Source organism: Campylobacter sp. RM12642 (assembly GCF_020137635.1).
In the GTDB taxonomy this organism is placed as follows: domain Bacteria; phylum Campylobacterota; class Campylobacteria; order Campylobacterales; family Campylobacteraceae; genus Campylobacter_E.
On record NZ_JACGAT010000003.1, the window covers coordinates 20,955 to 40,950 of the forward strand.

A 19,996-nucleotide genomic window follows, 5' to 3' on the forward strand; every position below is an offset into this window, starting at 1 on the left:
GGGCTATTGATTAATTAAAGCCCATTTTAATTTCTTTAGAAAAATCGCTATTTAGTTCTTTTTGAATACTTTCTTTAAAATCATCTAATCTAAAAATTCCATCGCCTTGAGCAACTTTTATAGCAGTATTTTTAACAACCATTTTAATCTGTGCTCCACTTAATTCATAACTTTTTAAATCTTCTACTTTAAATCCTGATTCAAATTCCGCATTTTTTGGTAAGTGTAATTTCCAAATCTTCTCACGCTCTATTTCTGTTGGATTTGAGAATTTGATTTTATACTCAAATCTCCTTGAAAATGCTGGGTCTAAACTATCTAAAAAGTTAGTTGTAGCTATTACAATGCCATCAAATTTTTCTAGTTGTTCTAAGAAAATATTTTGCATTTGATTATGCATTAATTCACTTCCGTGACTTGCTACACTTCTAGTGCTTAAGAATTGATCAGCCTCGTTTAATAATAAAATAGGCGGAGTTTTAACACTTTTGCTAATTATTTTATAATTATCAAAAATAGCACGAACATTTTTCTCACTCTCTCCTACATATTTATCTAATACTTTAGAACAATCTAGTGTGATAATTTCTCTTTTTAAAGTTTTTGCTAAATAACTAGCACTCATAGTCTTACCCGTGCCTGGAGGTCCATAAAAAATTATATTAGCTCTTAAAACATCATCTTTTACTATGCCCCAATCTTTCAATCTTTTTGCCACACTTTTGGTTGAGCGTTTTTTAAGACTTGTTGCTAAATCGCTAATATCTTTACTAACTATTAAATCTATTTCATTTATTTCTAAATATTCAAAGAAATTTAATTCTTCTACAATAGCTTTAATATTTTCGCCTTTATTTGGGAAAAAGTATTTTAAAGCATTATCACTTATAATAAATCTATTATCATTACCAACATATTCAATTAATTCATTGCTAAGCAACTTAGAATCATCACTTAACAATTCATAATTTCTAATCTTTTCTAATTGATAAGGGTTAATTATGCTTAATAATTCTTCATAATGAAGTGGTTTTTTAGAGCCTGTTAATTCTTCTTTTAATAAAGCCATTAATATAAGAGTTTCTTCAGCACTCAAATCATAATCTTTCATAATTTCATTAAAAGGATTATGAAATTTTGGGCTATTTTTAAGCCTTGTATTAATCAAATCAAGTCTTAAATCCGATGTTAAAAACTCTAATTTGATCCTAGCATCAATCATATCAAAGCAATCATTTAAATAAACGCTTAAATCAGTATAAGGCTTATGTTTATATTCTTCTAATTCATTATCACTAATTAATCTTGCCCCATCAAATTCATTAGCAAGGTTAAAAAATACATGAGCATATCTTGTAAGTGCTATTGATTGAAATAAAATAAGCCCTGCATTATCTTTATAATTAAACTGCTTTCCGCTTGCTTCTTGAATAAATTTTTTCTCATATAGCTCAACGAAATTTGGTAAATATGAAACCATTTGAGCGGTAGTATTAACATTAAAAGCATCTTCTACAATACTATGAAACTTTATCCCGAAACGAGATTTTATAGTTTTATTTAGCATTGTTCTTAATATAATGCACGCTTCTTTAGATAGACCTTGATTTAATAACTTTAAATATAAAAAACTCTCTTCGTAATTATTACTTAAAAACTCTTTAATTTTTTCCAATTTCTAACTCTTTTTTTAATTCTTTTTTCAATACTTTTCCAGCAGCATTTTTTGGTAATTCGCACTTAAAAATTATAGTTTTAGGAACTTTATAATTTGCTAAATACTTTTTAAGATACTTTTGAATTTCTTGAGCGTTTAGTGTAGCACCTTCTTTTAAACAAACATAAGCAACAACGCTTTCATCTAACTCACTATCCTTAACACCTATAACAGCACAAGAATCAACTTCATCTAATTGCATAATAATATCTTCAATTTCTCTTGGATATATATTCATTCCTTTTGCAATTATTATGTCTTTTTTCCTATCTACTATATAAATAAATCCATCTTCATCAAGTCTTGCAATATCACCTGTTTTAAGCCATTCGCCTTCTATTACTTCATTAGTAAGCTCAGGTTTATTGTAATAACCTTGCATTACACAATCACCTTTTACAATTAACTCTCCTATTTCTCCGATAGGCAATTCTTTTAAATCATCATCTACAACTTTTACTTTATATCCGTGTAATGGCAAACCTACTGAATTAACCTTTTGCTTATCTACACGATTTACTGCAACTATAGGAGAACATTCGCTTAATCCATAACCTTCTAAAACTGCAGTTCTTTTAAATTTTTCTTTATAGGCTTTAAGAGTTCCTTCACTTAAGGCACTAGAGCCTGATACTATAATTCTAATTTTATGAAACCACATAAAATACCAAGGTAACTTTGCTTTTAATAAAGCATTTAGTATCACGGGAACTGAAAATAATATCGTAACTCTTTTTAATAGAATTTGTTTTATAACATTTGAAAAAGGTAAAACAGAACGCTCAATTACAAGCGAACAACCCGAAAGTAAAGGTAATAAACAAACTGCTGTTAAAGTAAAACTATGAAACATAGGTAAATACGCTATGGCTCTATCTGATGATTTGATTTTAAAATCATATTGAGCTGATTTGATATTTGATAAAATATTTTTATAACTTAATAAAACTCCTTTAGGAAGACCTGTGGTTCCTGAAGTGTATATTATATGAACGCTATCATCAATACTAGCTTCACACTTAAAATTATAAACGGGTGCATAATCTAAATAACTTGCCAAATATCCATCTTTTAAATTGTCATCAAAAGAATGGTATATTAAAATATCTTTAAATTCATTAGCTAATTCAGCAGCTTCTTTAATATCTTTTGAAACTATTAATAATTTTGCATCGCAGTCTTTAATAATATACTCATATTCTTCACATTTTAGCATAGTATTAATAGGAACTGCGACTGCTTTTAAAGATGCTATTGCAAAATATAAAATCATAAATTCTTTGCAATTACTCATAATAAAAGCTACATTGTCACCACTTTTAACGCCTTGATTTTGTAAAAAAGCTATCATTTTATCTACATGATTTTTCAACTCTTTAAAACTTATTTTTCCATTTGCATCAAAAATAGCAACTCTACTTAGGTTTGAGTAATGCTCTAAGTATTCATAATAATTTTGCATTAATATCCTTTAATTAAAACTCATAATTTATACCAACATTTACAATCTGATTTGATTGATTTGAAAACTTACCTTTGGTTTGTAATAAAATATTATCAGTAATATTATCTACTCTAACATCAGCATAGTGTTGGTATGCTCCTGCTCCTGTTACTTTTAGGTTTTTATTTAATCTGTATTCAAGTCCTAAAGAATACATATACATTCTACTATCTTTTGCTAAAAAGCTTATTTTTTCGCGTCTTACCGGACTATCTTCTGTAGAAAAACCTAACATAAATGATAATTCTTTATCATAATTATACCTATAACCAAAACTAAACAATGTTGTATCTCTCCAACCTTGATCTAAACTATTTTGTAAAAATGATGCCAAGAAATAATCTTGTATTGCTTGAGTATCTTTTTCGCTAAAACCTAATTGTTTTATTAAACTCATAACAACTTTATTTAAATCTTCAACACTTGAGCAAGATACTTTCATTCCAGTAGGTGTCATTGTTGCAGGATCTAAGCCAGCACAAGTCGCTCCTACTGCACCAGCTAATTTAGTTAATTGTTCTGGCATTTGTGGTGCATTTATTTTTAAATCTAATGTTTTTGCCTTGCTCCAAAATGTTCTTCCCATATTAAACATAAATTCATGTTTTCCATACTCATAAGCAATACCAAAATTTGCATTAGCAGGATATAAGAAATTAGCACTTGCATAGCCATTATAATTCACACTTTTATCATAATTTCCATTCATTATATCATTTGTCAAACTTCCAAAACCAGCAATCATTCCTAATAATTCTTGATATTTACTATTATTTAAAAGTGCTGGATTAGACTTTAAACTCATATCCAGTAATTGTAGCGTATTATAGCCATTAGCAGGACTTTTTGGATTGTTAATTGGTGTTACTAAAGGATTTAGTAAAGCACTTGCAAAATCTAACATACCAAATTTTGAAAACCTAAAATTCATATTACCTTCAAACTCATTTTTATAAGAAGAATTATAAAGTAAAGAAAATCTTAATTTTTCATCAAAATACTTAGGAACATAAGTTAAAGCTAATTTATATCCAAATTTATAACCATTATCAGCCTTAGCATTGCCATCATAAACCCAAGACTTACGAAGCGTATTTCCTTTATTATCAACCCAAGTATCTTTATTGTTAGGAAAAATATATCTAGGATTTTTTGCATTATCTTTTACAAGATTAAATTTTAATTTAGTATGATTAGCCGTTAAACTTGCACCTAAACTTAATTCATCAATAGGCTTATAAGCATAAGAAATAGCTGCAGTTCCACCACGAATATCCATAGTATCAGCAAGAGATTTTGCATAATCACTATTCCAACCATAAACAGCAGCAAAATCAGTATAAGCAGCTGCACCTAAAAAATGTTTTTCATTTATAGGATAAACAAATGCGATAGTTGGTAAAAAAAACGAAAACTCTTTTCCGTGTGCATTAGTGGCATTGTAATATGGCTCGCCATCTATACCAGTACTTAATTCATTTGTAAATCTTGAACCAGCTACATTATAGAAATTTGAACTAAAATGTAATTGTGGATTTTGTCCTAAAAATCCCATATTTGCTGGATTTATAAAAGCCGCATCGGCACTAAAACTCTTTGCTAAATTTGAGCTAGATAAAGCTACTCCATCAGCACTCAATGGAACTAGCTTATAATTTGATGCTAGTAAGCTACCACTAACAACAAATGATAAGAAAACCTTATTCATTGACTCAATTTGTCCTTAATTTTTAAATAAAACTTTGATTATATATTTTTAAAATTAATTTTTCTTTACAAAGGATAATTTTTACCTTATTAAGTAATTTTTTATAATTTAAATAGAATTTAAAATATTATTTTAATAAAAACCAATATCAATTAAAAAAGTGGTGTTAAATTATTATTCAACACCACTTAACATAGGAACAAAAGTGCAAGAATCAAGAATGATTTCTTCTATTCTATCTTTATGCTTAATATACTTAGTAATATATTGTTTATTTTCATTTCCAACAGGAGCTACTAAAATTCCACCAACTTCAAGTTGAGTAAATAATACATCAGGAACTTTATTTGTATATGCAGATAGTAAAATTCTCTCATAAGGTGCATAATTTTTAAGCCCATTATTTCCATCGGCGTGGCGAACATATACATTTGCCTTGATTGTATCAAGATTTTTTATTGCTTTATTTGATAATTCCTTTATTCTCTCAAGAGAAAAAACTCTTCTAATAAGATTACTCAAAAGTGCGGCTTGATACCCACTACCACAACCAATCTCAAGCACACTATCAGCACCAACAGGCTCTAGTGCTGCTGTCATCTTTGCAACGGTAATTGGTGAGCTAATCCATTGATTTGAGCTAAGCGGCATTGCGTGAAGCTCATAAGCAAAATTACTCATAGGCATAAAAATTTCTCTTGGTGTATTAGCAAATGCTTGTTTAATCTCATTGCTAATATTAACTTCATTTGCAATATTTTCAGCAAGTCTAGCACATTTTTGCTGTTCGTAAATATCCTTAAAAATCATCAAAACTCAAGCTTCCTTTACTATAATTTGTAACTTTACTTTCAAAAAAGTTACTCTTTTGGTCGTTAAATTTAGAAAAGTCATCAACCCATTTAATAGGATGTTTTGCATTATATTTTTTATCAAGTCCGATTGAGCTAAGTCTTAAATCTACTAAATAATGAATATATTCAGTAATTATATCATCAGTAAAGCCCATAATTTGATTTTGAGTAATGTATTTACCCCATTCAATTTCAAGCTCTGCAGCTCTTTCAAACATTTCATAAATTTTAGCAATTGTTTTTTCATTAAATAAATCAGTTCTTTCTTTTCTAACTGAATTAATCATATTTTGAAACAACAATAAGTGAGTGATTTCATCTCTTTGAATAAATCTAACCATTTGAGCAGAACCTAGCATTTTACCTGCACGAGCTAGTGCATAAATTGCAGTAAAACCACTATAAAAATAAATTCCTTCTAGAATTTGATTAGCAACCATTGCATATAGTAACTTTTCATCAGTTACATCTCCTGCAAGTTCTTCATATAAACTTGAAATAAAATCATTTTTCTTTCTTAAAGTAGCATCGTGCTTTTCCATTTCATATATTAAATCAGTGTCATCACAAATAGCTTCAACCATTACCGCATAGCTTTTTGAATGATTTGCTTCTTCGTAAGCTTGTCTTGCTAATACTGCATTAATCTCTGGAGCTGTTATATAAGGGTTGATATTATCAGCAAGGTTATTGGTTTGAAAACTATCCATAGAAATTAGTTGGCTCCATACTAAATCATACATTCTTTTTTCACTTGAAGTTAAATTACATTTATAATCAAGTGCATCTTTTGTAGTATCAACTTCTCTAGGAAACCAAGTATTAGCTTCCATTAAATCCCATAATTTTAAAGCCCACTCATATTTTGCTTTTGTAAAATTTAATATACCTTGTGGATTTCCACCAAATACTCTTCTTGATGTTAAATCTTCATTACTTTGTGGATTATAAATTCTTTTTCTATCCATCATTTGTTCTCCTTAAGGACTAAAGTGTTTGAAAATAAATCGTGTATATATTGCCTATCTTTTCTAAAAAATGGAAATAAAATACCAAATAATAAAGAAAATGTAAGCACAAACAATACCAATCTAATAAAAACTTGAAATAAACTTGCTTTTTTACCATTTTTATTTCTTAAATGCAAACCTAAATATTTATACCCTAAACTCTGACCTTTAAAAAATAAAAGTAAAAATAAAACTAAAAGATAAGTAATGGTTGCAAATAATATAAAAGATTGATTTTGTCTATACTCACTAGCACTACCTACTAAGATATAGGTAGTGAAGTATTGTATTGGCATCATTATCATAAACATATCAACAATGCCAGCTTTTAATTTATCATAAAGGCTAGCTAAACTTACCTTAGCCTTTGCCATTTTTAAACTTTAAGTAATTGTGTTTCTTTTTCTTTAACTAATTCATCAGTCTTAGCTATTGCCGCATCTGTTAATTTTTGAACTTCATCGTAAGCTTTTTTAGCTTCATCTTCGCTTACTGCTTTATCTTTTTCTAATTTTTTTACAGCATCATTAGCGTCTTTTCTGATATTTCTAATAGCTACTTTGCATTTTTCTCCCATTGCTTTTGCAGCTTTAGCATTTTCTTCTCTTTGCTCTTTAGTCATTGGTGGGAAAAATAATTTAACTCCATCAGCATCAGCATTAGGATTTACACCGATATTTGCTGCTTTTATAGCAGTGTCTATAGCCTTAATCATAGATTTTTCCCAAGGACTAATAGTAATTGTCGTTGCATCAGTTGCTAACACGGTTGCAACTTGATTTAATGGAGTTGGAGTTCCATAATAATCTACAAAAACATTATCTAATATAGAAATATTTACTTTACCTGTTCTTAAAGTCATAAAATCTTTTTTTAAAGAATTGTGAGCTTTTTCGTTTTGTTCTTTTTGTTTTGAATAAATATCATTTAACATTAGTATTCCTTTTATTTAATTGATTCTGGTAATGCTTTAGGCTGATTAGTGTCATTAAGTTGTTTGCTAGCATTTTCTAGTTTATTTACTAGACTTTCACTAGTTTTAGTGTTATAACTATAGCTTAAATAAATAGTATTAGCTACTAGCAAAACTCCTATAATAAAAGTAAATTTTGCTAAAAAACCAGCAGGACCTTTAGCTCCAAATAAGCTCTCATTAGAACCACTATAAGCACCTAAGCCTATACTTGAGCTTTTTTGCATAAGAACGCAAGCACAAATAATAACTACTAAAATAAATTGAATTGCGATAAAAATTGTGTTCATATTACTTCTTTCGTTTAAAAATAAAGTTTGTATTATATGTTATAAAATTTAAAATAAGTTAAAGCCTTCAAAATTGAAGGCTTAAAAATTAGTCTCTAATGCTTCTTAAGATATTTAATAAAGATATAAATAAATTAATAAAGTCAAGGTATAAAGCAATTGCACCTTGAATTGGTGTTTGATAAGCTCCACGAATTATCATTTGAGTATCATAAATGATAAAGAAGCTAAATACTATTGCTCCAACACAAGAAACTATTAAATGTAAAAGGTGGCTTTGGAAAAATAGATTTAATAAAGACGCACCTATCATAATTAATAAAACTATAAAAAATCCTTTAGCAAAAACGCTAAAATCTCTTTTGGTTGTAAATGCAAAAACACTAAGACCTGCAAAAGCTAAAGTTGTTAAGAATAAAGCTTGAGCAATAATTGTAGCACCTGCTTGACTTTGTAAAGTAATATAAATAATTCCAGTAAGGCTTAATCCACTAATAAATGCAAATGCAAATAGCATAGCAATAGCACCATTAGTTACCTCACTTTTTCTATTTAATATCATAATTAAGGCAATTTCTACTATAAGCGTTCCTATACTAGCCCAAATATTGCCAACTAAAAAACTAGCTAAATAAGTAGCACCTAAATAAGCTCCTAAAGTAGCTGCAACTAGTGAAAGTGCAAAATACATATATGTATCTCTTACAAAAATAGCAGCATCTGAGCGAATTGCTGAACTAGTGCGAGTTCTTTCGTATAAACTCATAATTGTCTCCTTGTTATTATTAAATGCACTTGATTATAACTAAGTTAGTTAATATCTCATTGAAATTTTTTTATATAATTTCGCTTTTTAACAAGGATAAAAAATGGATAAATTAATAAAAGGCGCATTGCAATTTATGCAAGAAGGGTTTTTAGAACATAAAGACTTATTTAAAGACTTAAAAGAAGAGCAAAATCCACATACATTATTTATAGGTTGTGCTGATTCAAGAGTAATTCCTAATCTAATAACTTCAACAGTTCCAGGAGAATTATTTGTTGTAAGAAATATAGCAAATATTATCCCACCATATCGTGTAAAAGATGAATATTTAGCAACAACTTCAGCTATTGAATATGCTTTATATGCGTTAAATGTTGAAAATGTAATAATATGTGGGCATAGCAACTGCGGTGGATGTAAAGATATTCCTAGTAAAAAAGCAGAACTTTTACCTAACGTAAAAAAATGGGTTTCTTTAATTGATGATATTAAACAACAAGTTGATTTTACATTAGAACTAAACCACTACGAAGGTCAATACGCATTAAGGTCTTGGATGATAGAAAAAGCAAATATTTTAAATAGCTATGAGAATTTATTAGGCTATCCTGAAGTTCAAAAAAGAATTGATGAGAATAAATTAAAAATTAGAGCTTGGTATTTTTTAATAGAAACAGGAGAAATCTATGAATACTGCCCTAATGACGGACACTTTAAGCCATTAAAGGATATTAAATGAGAATTTTATTTATACTATTATTTGGGGTTTTTTTATATTCTAATGAGCTATTAAATAATATTGATAATTTTTCTACTAAAAACATAAAAATAGAAGAATTAAATAAATTTTTAGCTGATGAAAAAGATGAAAACAGCCAAAATAAACTCAAAATAAATTCTGAAATCAAAGAATTAAAAAATGAAAAAAATCAAATACTAGCAGTATTTCCAACCCTAATTACACCAGAGAATTTAGACAAAAACATATTAAAAGATATTAAAAAAACTAATAATGATAAAATTTTACAAGCAGTAGAACAAAATTTTTATGAATGTTTATTAGAAATTATTTCTTATCTAAATTCTAAAGAAGAGCATAAAACAGATTTAAAAAATCTAATAGATGAACGCATAAAAACGATTAGTAATTATACAAGTGATAATCAAGAAGTAAAAATTAAAATCAATTCTTATGTAGAACTTTTAACATATCTTAGACTAAATACAGATATATTTACTACTAATGATATTTTTAAGCAACTAGATACTAATAAATTTTTAAGCAAATTTAATTCATATTTTCCAGAAGAAGTCAATAATTATATAAATCCTGGTAAAGTGATAATATGCACTCTTATAATGCTATTTATATTTTTATTAAAAAAATTAGTTCTTAAAATAATTTTTACAATAATTTTAAGAGTATTTAAGAAAAACCATGATGATCATTCATTGCAATTATTGCAAAAATCAACAAAACCATTAATTGCTTTATTTTATATATATGGTTTATGGTTATGTTTTCTAATAGCGTTCTATCCTGCTCCAATTATGACACTTATACTAACGCTATTTGGCATTATTAATACTATGGCATTTACTTGGTTATTAATAACTATCTTAGATGGATACGGAGTAATAATTATTTCAAAAATTGCTAAAAGAAGCGGTAAAAAAGAAATAATAAATCTTATGCTAAAAATACTATATTTTATAATAGTCTTCATAGCTATATTAATCATACTTGCTAAATTAGGTTTTGATATTTCAGCAATTATTGCTTCATTAGGTATTGGTGGTTTAGCAGTTGCACTTGCTGCAAAAGATATTATCGCTAACTTTTTTGCTTCTGTTTTAATGTTATTTGATAATTCATTTTCTCAAAGTGATTGGGTAGAAATTAACGGAATAGAAGGAACAATAGTTGAAACAGGTCTTAGAAAAACAACCATAAGAACCTTTGATAACTGCTTAGTATTTATCCCAAATTCTACGATATTAAATGGAAATATAAAAAATTATTCAAAAAGAAAATATGGTAGAAGAGTAAGAATGAGCGTTGGCTTGACATACGATGCAAGCACAGAGCAAATACAAAATTTTATAAACGATATAAAAGAATTGCTGACAAGTAATAATATAATAGCTAACGAAAACGATGATGTATTTCAACACAAAAACAAAAATTATTACAAACAAAATTTAATTTCTGTCAATGATTTAGAAGGCTTTAAATCATCAATTTATGTTTGGCTAGATGATTTTGCTGCAAGTAGTATCAATGTAGAGCTATACTTTTATATAAAAAGCGTTAGTGCTAAACAATATTATGATGAAAAAAGCAAAATATTAATGGAAATTATGAAAATAGTTGAGAAAAATGGTCTAAGTTTTGCTTTCCCTTCAACTAGCCTTTATATTGAAAAACTTCCAGATACAACAAAATAATTCAAATATCCTATTTTAAATGCAAGAATTTAAAATAGGAATTTTAATTTTATTTTTAAATTATTAAATAATAAAAATTATTATCTTTTATAAACTTTTATTTATTTTTTTTAATTATTATCAGAGTAAATATCGCTTTTAAAACCTTTATAATTCTTTAAATCAAGCATTTTTTACTAAGAATGTTTTATTTAATTTATTTAAAAGGAGAGAAATGTTATCAAAAATCAAAAACAACGAACTTTTACCTGCATTTTTATTATTATTTATGACATTTTTAGCAATATTTTTAAAAAATTCTTCATTTAGTGAATTTTACAATGCTTGTTTAGAAGCTAGAGCATCTGTTAGCTTTTTAGATTATTCTTTAAGCAAACCATTATTTTTATGGGTAAATGATGGATTGGTTGCTATATTTTTCTTTTGGATTGGACTTGAAGTAAAAAAAGAAATTCTATGCGGAGAACTAAATACAAATAGCAAAAGATTATTACCACTTGCTGGTGCTTTAGGTGGAATTATGGTTCCTGCTTTAATATATTCTATATTTAATTTTTTTGATACTTATAGATTAAGTGGATTTGCAATTCCAACAGGAACTGATACAGCGTTTGCTATTGCTATTTTATTAATGCTAAAAAACTATGTTCCAAATAGTGTAAGAGTATTTTTATTAAGCCTTGCAATATTTGATGATATTGCTGCAATTATTATAATTGCGATATTTTATACAAATGACCTTTTATATATTTCTCTTGTTTTAGGCTCTATTGGTGTTGGGTTATTATTTATATTAAATATTTTCCATTGCACTTACAAAATGTTTTATTTAATAGTAGGTGCTTTTATTTGGGTTTGTGTTTTAGAAAGTGGGGTTCATACTACTTTAGCTGGAATGCTTTGTGCATTTTTTATCCCTTTACATACTAAAGACAATAAAGAATTTTTAGAGCAAATTATGCACGATTTAACCCCTTATGTAAATTATGCAATATTGCCTATATTTGCCTTATTTAATGCTGGGGTATTGCTTGAGTTTAATTTAGACAATTTAAATAGTGTATTTTTTGGAATATTTTTTGGTTTATTTATTGGAAAGCAATTAGGAGTATTTAGTTTTTGCTTACTTGCTAATAAACTAGGTGCAACCTTACCATCTAGCAAAAAGATTTTATACGGAGCTAGTATATTAACAGGAATTGGCTTTACAATGAGCTTTTTTATAAATACATTAGTTTTTGAAGGAAATGAAGCAATTTTTAATAGTGCAAAATTAGCAGTTTTAAGTGCTAGTTGTTGTTCTGCTGTGCTTGGATTTTTATGGTTAAGATTTAAGATTTGAATTCAGAAAAATCTGAATTCAAATTCTTATTTACATTTATAGCCTTTAATAGCAAAGAATAAAATATATAAATAGCAAATCGCAGGAATAATAAAAGATATATGCAAATCACAATTATCAGCAAGTAATCCTTGAATAGGAGGAATAATAGCTCCACCAACGATTGCTATACAAATAATTCCTGAAGCTTGAGAGGTGCAGCGACCAAGTCCATTTGTAGCAAGTGAAAAAATAGTTGGAAACATAATAGAGTTAAAAAATCCAACACCTAAAACCGCATAAGCACCCAATTCTCCACCAATTAAAATAGCACACAATAAAAGCACCATCGCAACAATTGCATTAAATGCTAAACAATAAGCAGGTTTAATATAATTCATTAAATAACTTCCAATAAAGCGACCTACCATAGCACCACCCCAATAATAAGCTATCATACTAGCACCTTCTACTTGAGTGATATTTAAAATAGGCATTAAATAAAGAATTAAAAATGAGCCGATAGCAACTTCAGCACCAACATAACAAAAAATACCAAAAGCACCTAAAACTAAGTGTTTATATTGCCAAGCACTTGTTCTTGTATCGTGTGCGTTTTCGCTGATTTCTTCTGCCGTAATTCTTACATCAGGTAATTTTATGAAAAACTTTACAAAAATTCCTAAAACAATTAGCGCAACCGCAATTCCTAAATAAGGTAATTGAACTGAACTTATTTTTTCTTCTAAACTTAAATTAGCTGTTGAGCTTAAAATAAATAAACCGCCAAAAAATGGTCCAACGGTTGTTCCAAGTGAATTAAATGCTTGAACTAAAGCTAAATTTCTTGCTTCTTTACCACTAGGTGATAATAAAGTAACGAAAGGATTTCCTGTAACTTGAAGTAACACTACCCCACTAGCTAAAACAAATAAAGCACCTAAAAATATAGCATAACTATGAGTTCCTGCTGCAGGATAGAATAAAATAGCACCTAATGCGGCTAATAAAAATCCACCTACAACACCATTTTGATAGCCAATTTTTTGAATTAGCTTACCAAAAAATGCAGAAGTTATAAAATACGCTCCAAAAAAGCAAAATTGAACTAAAGATGATTGAAAATAAGTTAATTCAAAAAGTTCTTTAAGATGTGGGATTAAAATATCGTTTAAAACGGTTAAAAAGCCCATCATAAAAAATAACGCTGTTAAAATAACAAGCGAAAATGAGTTGTTTTGCGTTCTCATAATAATCCTTTGATTAATTTTAAAAAGCTCATTTTAAAATAATTTTTAACATTTTTAATAACTTTTTGTAAAAAAATTCAAAAAGTGTGTAGTTTATACACATTTTTAATTACAAAAGCAATTAAATACAAAAAAGTGATTTTAAAATAATATATTTGCTATTTTAATTATTTAAATCAATAATAACTCAAAACATAAAAGGAGAAAAAATGAAAAAAATATTATTAATCGCATTAATTAGCGTAATTGCTTTTTCGCAAGATTATTATAAAGAAGCTTTAAAATATCACAAATGCTTAGGCGTTGAATGTGATTTAGAAAAAGCAAAAGAACTATACATAATCTCTTGTAATGAAAAATCATATAAAGCTTGTAATAATTTAGCAACTATTTATAATGAAGAAAACAATCCAGATAGCTTACAAAAGGCTGAATATTATTATAAATTATCTTGTGAGTATAATAATAATGATGGAATTTCTTGTGGGAATTTAGGTATATTTTATTCTAATACTTTAAAAGATGATATTAAAGCAGAACCATACTTATTTAAAGGTTGTAAAGCAAATATAAAAGATGCTTGTATGCAATTAGCCTTCGTATATATAAATACAAATACTAACTTAGATAGAACCGCTAAAATATTTGAACATTATTGCAAGTTAAATGACCAGAATTCTTGCTTTAATTTAGGGCAATTATATTTATATAATGATAAGATGAAAAACGAAAAATTAGGTTTTGAAAATCATTTAAAAGCTTGTAATATGGATAATGCGATTTCTTGTAAAAATATAGCTATTTTGTATGTAAAACATAATAATTTATTTAAAGCGTTTAAATATTTTAAAAAATCTTGCGGCTTAGGAGAGCAAGAAGATTGCAAAAAAGCCTTAAGTATTGTTATACATTTTATTAAGAATTTAAAGAACTAGAAATAATTCTAGTTCTTTTTTACTTATTTACTAAGTGCTTTGCCTAAATCAAACGGCCACGCTTGATAGCCTGTTGTATCTTTTAATTGGATTTCAACGCTAGGAGTGGTTGAGCCATATTTAAATTCCATAATGTATGGATTTGGTGCTGAAGTGAATGCTCCATTTGCTAAATCAAAATTAGCTCCAGCAGTAGCTGAATATGCAAAAATTGAGTTCTTATCTGCATTATATTGAGCTAGAGAAGTTACAGGGCTATACCATTCATGACCTCTTTGTTTGCCATATTCCCAAACTTGTTCAACGCTCATTTTTTTCTCATCTATTTTATAAACAACTGCACGAGAGTATTTATCAGTTGGAAACGCAGGTTGTTCCATACCACGACTATCTCCGTTATCAAATACGGTTATATAAGTAACACCTTTTTTACTTAATTCATGAATTCTATAAGCTGTGTGTTGAGTCCAAGTGAAGTCAAATCCGCCTTCAGGATTTTCATATCCTGGACATTTACTATATTCATCATCACACTCAATTTTTTTACCTTTATTATCTACAGGTTGTAATAAGTATTTTTTAAACTCATCTTTCCAACCTTTGTGAGCACCTAAAATCCACTTGATTTTTTTATCACGACCAATTTTTACAACCGCATTTTGATGGCGAGATGAAATGATAATACTATCATCACTTGGGTCATAACTAACGCTATTTACATGAGCCCAGTTGCGACCTGCTCCAGTTCCAACAATATCTCCAAACTTATCACTACTATCAAGTTTTGCTAATTCTTCAGCACTTAAAGTTTGACCTGCTTTATTTGCATCAATATTTAAACATACCGCACCTTGGTCAAGAACTTTTAATGCTATATCTCTATATGGGTCAAGTATTTCGTATAATCTCCAATCATCAACCACATTACCATCCCTATCAATTTCTACGATAACATCTCTTACCGTTCTTACATTTTTACCATCAGGGCGAAGTGTATTTGCACTAGCAACTCTTAAAAAATAATTTCCATTAGCTGCAACATCAAGTTGGTGTGAATAGTCAATATAGTTTGCAGGTAAGCGACGATTGAAAATCTCTCTTCCCATTATGTCGTATTTTGCATATCTTTGACCATATCCCCAAACTAAAGCACCATCAGTATCTTGTTTAAAGCCCATCATAACACCAGCCATAGTTGAGCTATCAAGGTCATAAATTGGAGTAGCTAGCATATACCATCTAACTTCTCCTGTTGTATCAATGATAAAGTTTTGCGGATAGTAATTCCATTCTAATGCCCCACCTGTTGGGTTATTCCATACTACTTTAGTTCCTGCTCCACTTTTTTCTTCAATATTATTTACAAAATAAAGTCTATCTTTAAATTCTGGATCAACTTTATTTACTTTAGCTTCACTAAATAATGCAGCTTTTTGGAATTTAATTCCACTAGCTTCTACATAAATAGCACTAGCATACATTTCATAAACTTCGTTTTCTACTCTTTCTTTTTTGCCATTTGCTTCTTTTGTATAGCTAACCTTAACCGTATTATAATAATTAGGATATAGTCCAAAAACTGGAATTCCGCCGTGAGTTAATAAAAATTTATTAGCAACATTATATTTTAAAGGAACTCCGTTTTCCTTAGGAACAATTTCAACGCTAACATCGCTTAATTTATAACCACCATTTTTAATAACTGCAGTAAGGGGAGCGATTTTATAAGGGTTCATTACTAATTCACCGATTTTGCCTTGTTTGTGATAATCAGTCTTAGCACCACTAGCACCACCTATAGCATAAGCACTTGTTGAAAGAATTGCAGCCGCTGCAAATAAACTCAATACCTTTTTCATTTTAATCTCCTTTAAAAAATTAATATATTCAAATTCCAGCTGCCATTGAAGCAATTTTTGCTGCTTTAATAGCATTTCCACTAAAAAATAAAATCAAAGTAATAGCTATTACAATAATAGCACCAATTTTTGCACATTTGCAAGGTTTTGATATAAAACCTATAAACATTGCTAAAAGTGCAATAAAACAACATACAAAGCATAATAAACATGCAATTGCCATATTCATAAAATGTAAACTAGGTATTAAATACCAACCTTGCGAATAAAATCCATCTTCAAAATCACCCGCTTCAGTTCCTACAAAAAATTGCTGAAAAGAACTTAAAGTAGCATAAGCATCTTCAGGCACGATAGGATTATCAAGACCACATTCTCCAGTAGGTAAAAACCAGCCTGGTGCTAATTCGTGTAAAGGCAATGCAAAAGGATATATTGGAATTTCTCTACAACCTTGCACTCCACCAAAAGCATTTGCATTATGCACTGCTTCGTGAATTTCATTTAAAGTTATACAAAATCCAAAACCTATTAAACAACCATAAAAACCTAAAGTATATCCAATAATTCTAGTTAGTTGATGTGGATAAATAGCTGCTATTATGCCACCTATTGCCATTACTATCATTGCATATCTAATATATACGCATTGTTCGCAAGGCTGCATATATAAATAATCTTGAAAGAAATAATGTGCTACACAAGTAAGACCTAGTGTAACAATAACCATTAATATCCATAAAAGCCTACCTTCTTGTAGGCTTGTTAATTTATTAAGAAGCTTCATAGCAAAACTCCTTACATACTAAGTAATTCTTTAATAACCTCAACTAAAGCTTCAGGTGAGCCAATTTTTGAAATATTTACTTCATATTTCCCATTAACTACAAAACCTGGAGTTCCGAAATTCTTTGAAATAGGATCAGCGATTTCATAAGAAGCAATGATTTCTTGAGCCTTAGGAGTAGCCAAAAACTCATCTAATTTTGCTTTATCAATTCCTAAAGCTTTTAGACCTGTTTCATAAAATTTATCTGGCTCAGCACCATTTCCCCATCTTTGATTTTTCTTAAAATAAGCTGAAAAATAAGCATCACTTACTTTATGGTGTAAGCTATGTGCGTCAGCAACTTTTCTTCCTGCTTTTTCATCTTCATTTTGTGCATAAGCTAAAACTTCAGCAGCTTGCTTGCCATAATCTCCCATAGTTTTTACTAATAAATATCCAACTTTTACATCAGGGAATGCAGCTTGGATTTTTTCCATAGTTTTTGCTTTATGATGTGAATAGCAATGTGTGCATCTATAAGACCATACTTCATAAACTGAATTTTGAGCATTTGGGATAGGAGTGCTTAATGTAATGTATTCATTACCTTCGCTTAAAGCAAATAAATTACCCCCCCCATTAGCATAGTAGCTAAAACCAATGAACTTGAAACTTTTTTTAAGACTTTCATCTTAATCTCCTTAAATTAAAATTATATTTTTATTTTAATTATTTAATTTTAAAATAAACTGAAAAATTATTTTAAATTCTAATAATTATTATTATAAAATATATACTATATATTTAATTTATAATTACTTTAAGTGTTTAGTAAAATAAATTAATTAATCTAAAAAATTAAGCAAATAAAATAGCATTTAAACTATAATTGCCTAAAGGATTAATATGAGTAAAAATTATGGGGTAATTTTAGTTTTTTTAGGTGGAATTTGCTGGGGATTTAGTGGTGTTTGTGGAGAATTTATATTCTTAAAAAAAGGCTTAAATGCTGATTTTCTAGTGCCTTTAAGATTATTATTTGCTGGAATATTAATGCTTTTATTTTGTTTAGTAAGAAAAATCAAAATTAATTTTTTAATTTTTAAAAACACAAAACACCTATTTACATTATTAATATTTTCATTTTTCGGCATTTTTATGTGTCAATATACATACTTTTACGGAATTGAATTAAGCAATGCTGCAATTGCTACCGTAATTCAATATACAGCCCCTGTTTTTATAGTGCTAATCGTATGTTTTGAACAAAAAAGATTTCCTAACATATATGAAATTCTAGCTTTAATTTGTGTGTTATGTGGAGCTTTTTTGCTATCAACTAATGGTGATTTGAATAAATTTGTAATATCTACTAAGGCTTTAATTGTATGCTTTTTATCATCAATTGGAGCAGTTTGCTATGCAATTATTCCTAGAAAAATTAATATGATTTATTCTCCTTTACCTAATTTAGGTTTTGCTATGATTATTGCAGGAATTGCTTTTTGTCTATATCAAAAGATTTGGGAATTTGAAGTGCAAATTGATTTAGAATTAATACTTGCTATGTTAGGAGTAATTGTAGTTGGAACTACTATGGCTTTTGGTTTTTTTATGGTTGGTTTGCAAGAAATAGGAGCAAGTAAAGCTAGTCTAATATCATCAAACGAACCATTAGCTGCTGCAATTATTGGATATTTATGGTTAGGGACAAGCTTATTAATCGTTCAAATAATTGGATTTGCTTTAATTATGATTGGTATTTTAATAACAATGTTAAAAAAGGAAAAATCTTGAAAAAATTATTAATTCTTATGAGTTTAATCTCTTTTACTTACGCACAAGATTGTAGCGCTTATTTTGCTAGTCAACAAATACAAATGGATAGAAAGATAGAAGAATTAGATGAAGCAAAACAAGCATTAGAAAGCTATAAAGCTGCCTTTTTAGCTATTCAAAAAGAAAAAGAAGAAAAAAACTTAGCAATGTTAGAAGAGATAAAAAAAGAACAAGATAAATTAGATGAAATTAGAAACAATAATGCAAAAATTTTAGCCGAAATTAGACAATTAAAAAATGAAATTACAGAAAATAAAATAAATAAAGTATCAAATGCCTATGCTAAGATGAAAGATGCAGCAGCAGCGGCTATTTTAGAAACAATGGATGAAAAAGAAGTTATAAAAATATTTTTAAGTCTTGAAGCTAAAAAAATATCATCAATACTAGCAAAAATGACCCCAGCAAAAGCAGGAGAATTAACAAGATTATTAAGTGAAAATAAATTACAAAATTAATCTATTTTCTTATAAATTTGGTTTATCTAATATTTTTTGTTTAATAATTAAATATGATATTAGATTTAGCCTATAGGTTTTAATTAAGATTATTTTTAAAAATTAATTTAAAACTTCGTTGTATTAGAGTTATAAAAAGTTTTTATAAAATATTTTTTTTAAGTTTATTTAGTTAAAACCTTAAATTACTTTCAATGCTAATTTAATTTCGTGCGTTTTATGAAGTTTTTTAAAATTATATGTATTATTCTAAGTAATTTTATATATTAGTTTTTATACTTTTAAAAGTTAT

At 28.0% G+C, this 19,996-nt stretch carries 19 protein-coding genes; 6 read left to right on the forward strand and 13 right to left on the reverse strand.

Translation table 11 applies throughout. The annotated features are described in order from the left end of the window. Positions 1 to 10: 10 nt before the first annotated feature. From AVBRAN12642_RS01825 to AVBRAN12642_RS01865, 9 genes are all read right to left on the reverse strand, one after another. On the reverse strand, positions 11 to 1,675 hold the full coding sequence (locus tag AVBRAN12642_RS01825; RefSeq protein WP_336607869.1) for an AAA family ATPase: 1,665 nt from the start codon (positions 1,673 to 1,675) through the stop codon (positions 11 to 13). Then, positions 1,662 to 3,179 (reverse strand): long-chain-fatty-acid--CoA ligase, encoded by a 1,518-nt coding sequence (locus tag AVBRAN12642_RS01830; RefSeq protein ID WP_336607870.1) that lies wholly within the window; start codon positions 3,177 to 3,179, stop codon positions 1,662 to 1,664. The genes AVBRAN12642_RS01825 and AVBRAN12642_RS01830 overlap by 14 nt, the downstream gene beginning before the upstream one ends. 13 nt (positions 3,180 to 3,192) lie before the next feature. After that, entirely contained in the window at positions 3,193 to 4,929 is a 1,737-nt protein-coding gene (locus AVBRAN12642_RS01835) for an OmpP1/FadL family transporter (protein ID WP_336607871.1), read from the reverse strand. Positions 4,930 to 5,103: 174 nt separating this feature from the next. Next, entirely contained in the window at positions 5,104 to 5,739 is a 636-nt protein-coding gene (locus tag AVBRAN12642_RS01840) for a protein-L-isoaspartate(D-aspartate) O-methyltransferase (RefSeq protein WP_214116849.1), read from the reverse strand. Beyond that, positions 5,729 to 6,751 carry a ribonucleotide-diphosphate reductase subunit beta gene (locus tag AVBRAN12642_RS01845; RefSeq protein ID WP_336607898.1) on the reverse strand — a complete coding sequence of 341 codons (1,023 nt, stop codon included), beginning with the start codon at positions 6,749 to 6,751 and terminating at the stop codon, positions 5,729 to 5,731. The genes AVBRAN12642_RS01840 and AVBRAN12642_RS01845 overlap by 11 nt, the downstream gene beginning before the upstream one ends. Then, on the reverse strand, positions 6,751 to 7,167 hold the full coding sequence (locus AVBRAN12642_RS01850; protein WP_336607872.1) for an RDD family protein: 417 nt from the start codon (positions 7,165 to 7,167) through the stop codon (positions 6,751 to 6,753). Before AVBRAN12642_RS01850 ends, AVBRAN12642_RS01845 begins: the two co-directional genes overlap by 1 nt. 2 nt (positions 7,168 to 7,169) lie before the next feature. Beyond that, positions 7,170 to 7,727, reverse strand: a complete 558-nt coding sequence (gene frr, locus AVBRAN12642_RS01855) for a ribosome recycling factor (protein ID WP_214116854.1) — start codon at positions 7,725 to 7,727, stop codon at positions 7,170 to 7,172. Between the two features lie 11 nt (positions 7,728 to 7,738). After that, the gene (gene secG / locus AVBRAN12642_RS01860; protein WP_442862353.1) at positions 7,739 to 8,056 is read right to left on the reverse strand and encodes a preprotein translocase subunit SecG; all 318 of its coding nucleotides are present in this window, start codon (positions 8,054 to 8,056) and stop codon (positions 7,739 to 7,741) included. A gap of 88 nt (positions 8,057 to 8,144) precedes the next feature. Then, positions 8,145 to 8,822, reverse strand: coding sequence for a Bax inhibitor-1/YccA family protein (locus AVBRAN12642_RS01865; protein WP_239803051.1), 678 nt, complete (start codon positions 8,820 to 8,822; stop codon positions 8,145 to 8,147). 103 nt (positions 8,823 to 8,925) lie between these two features. Here AVBRAN12642_RS01865 and AVBRAN12642_RS01870 point away from each other — a divergent pair, with 103 nt between their 5' ends. The 3 genes from AVBRAN12642_RS01870 to nhaA all read left to right on the forward strand — a co-directional run bounded on the left by AVBRAN12642_RS01870 (position 8,926) and on the right by nhaA (position 12,615). Continuing rightward, positions 8,926 to 9,564, forward strand: coding sequence for a carbonic anhydrase (locus AVBRAN12642_RS01870; protein WP_214116860.1), 639 nt, complete (start codon positions 8,926 to 8,928; stop codon positions 9,562 to 9,564). Then, the gene (locus tag AVBRAN12642_RS01875; RefSeq protein ID WP_336606697.1) at positions 9,561 to 11,273 is read left to right on the forward strand and encodes a mechanosensitive ion channel family protein; all 1,713 of its coding nucleotides are present in this window, start codon (positions 9,561 to 9,563) and stop codon (positions 11,271 to 11,273) included. Before AVBRAN12642_RS01870 ends, AVBRAN12642_RS01875 begins: the two co-directional genes overlap by 4 nt. A 214-nt stretch (positions 11,274 to 11,487) precedes the next feature. Beyond that, the gene (gene nhaA / locus AVBRAN12642_RS01880; protein ID WP_336607873.1) at positions 11,488 to 12,615 is read left to right on the forward strand and encodes a Na+/H+ antiporter NhaA; all 1,128 of its coding nucleotides are present in this window, start codon (positions 11,488 to 11,490) and stop codon (positions 12,613 to 12,615) included. A 26-nt stretch (positions 12,616 to 12,641) separates the two neighbouring features. On the opposite strand, the gene AVBRAN12642_RS01885 is transcribed toward nhaA, so the two are convergent. Then, positions 12,642 to 13,844, reverse strand: coding sequence for a sugar MFS transporter (locus AVBRAN12642_RS01885; protein WP_336607874.1), 1,203 nt, complete (start codon positions 13,842 to 13,844; stop codon positions 12,642 to 12,644). A 209-nt stretch (positions 13,845 to 14,053) separates the two neighbouring features. On the opposite strand from AVBRAN12642_RS01885, the gene AVBRAN12642_RS01890 reads away from it, so the two are divergent. Then, positions 14,054 to 14,779, forward strand: a complete 726-nt coding sequence (locus tag AVBRAN12642_RS01890) for a tetratricopeptide repeat protein (protein ID WP_214119797.1) — start codon at positions 14,054 to 14,056, stop codon at positions 14,777 to 14,779. A 23-nt stretch (positions 14,780 to 14,802) separates the two neighbouring features. Here the strand turns inward: AVBRAN12642_RS01890 and AVBRAN12642_RS01895 are convergent, their stop codons facing one another. The 3 genes from AVBRAN12642_RS01895 to AVBRAN12642_RS01905 are packed head-to-tail and all read right to left on the reverse strand — an operon-like array spanning position 14,803 to position 18,069. Beyond that, on the reverse strand, positions 14,803 to 16,638 hold the full coding sequence (locus tag AVBRAN12642_RS01895; protein WP_336607875.1) for an aryl-sulfate sulfotransferase: 1,836 nt from the start codon (positions 16,636 to 16,638) through the stop codon (positions 14,803 to 14,805). A 28-nt stretch (positions 16,639 to 16,666) separates the two neighbouring features. Then, positions 16,667 to 17,425, reverse strand: coding sequence for a protein-disulfide oxidoreductase DsbI (gene dsbI / locus AVBRAN12642_RS01900; protein WP_336606701.1), 759 nt, complete (start codon positions 17,423 to 17,425; stop codon positions 16,667 to 16,669). An 11-nt stretch (positions 17,426 to 17,436) separates the two neighbouring features. Further along, positions 17,437 to 18,069, reverse strand: coding sequence for a thiol:disulfide interchange protein DsbA/DsbL (locus AVBRAN12642_RS01905; protein ID WP_336607899.1), 633 nt, complete (start codon positions 18,067 to 18,069; stop codon positions 17,437 to 17,439). 244 nt (positions 18,070 to 18,313) lie between these two features. On the opposite strand from AVBRAN12642_RS01905, the gene AVBRAN12642_RS01910 reads away from it, so the two are divergent. Both AVBRAN12642_RS01910 and AVBRAN12642_RS01915 read left to right on the forward strand, forming a co-directional pair. Continuing rightward, positions 18,314 to 19,204: a DMT family transporter gene (locus AVBRAN12642_RS01910; RefSeq protein ID WP_336607876.1), complete on the forward strand. Its 891-nt coding sequence runs from the start codon at positions 18,314 to 18,316 to the stop codon at positions 19,202 to 19,204. Then, entirely contained in the window at positions 19,201 to 19,704 is a 504-nt protein-coding gene (locus tag AVBRAN12642_RS01915; protein ID WP_214116887.1) for a magnesium transporter MgtE N-terminal domain-containing protein, read from the forward strand. Before AVBRAN12642_RS01910 ends, AVBRAN12642_RS01915 begins: the two co-directional genes overlap by 4 nt. Positions 19,705 to 19,996: the final 292 nt, after the last annotated feature.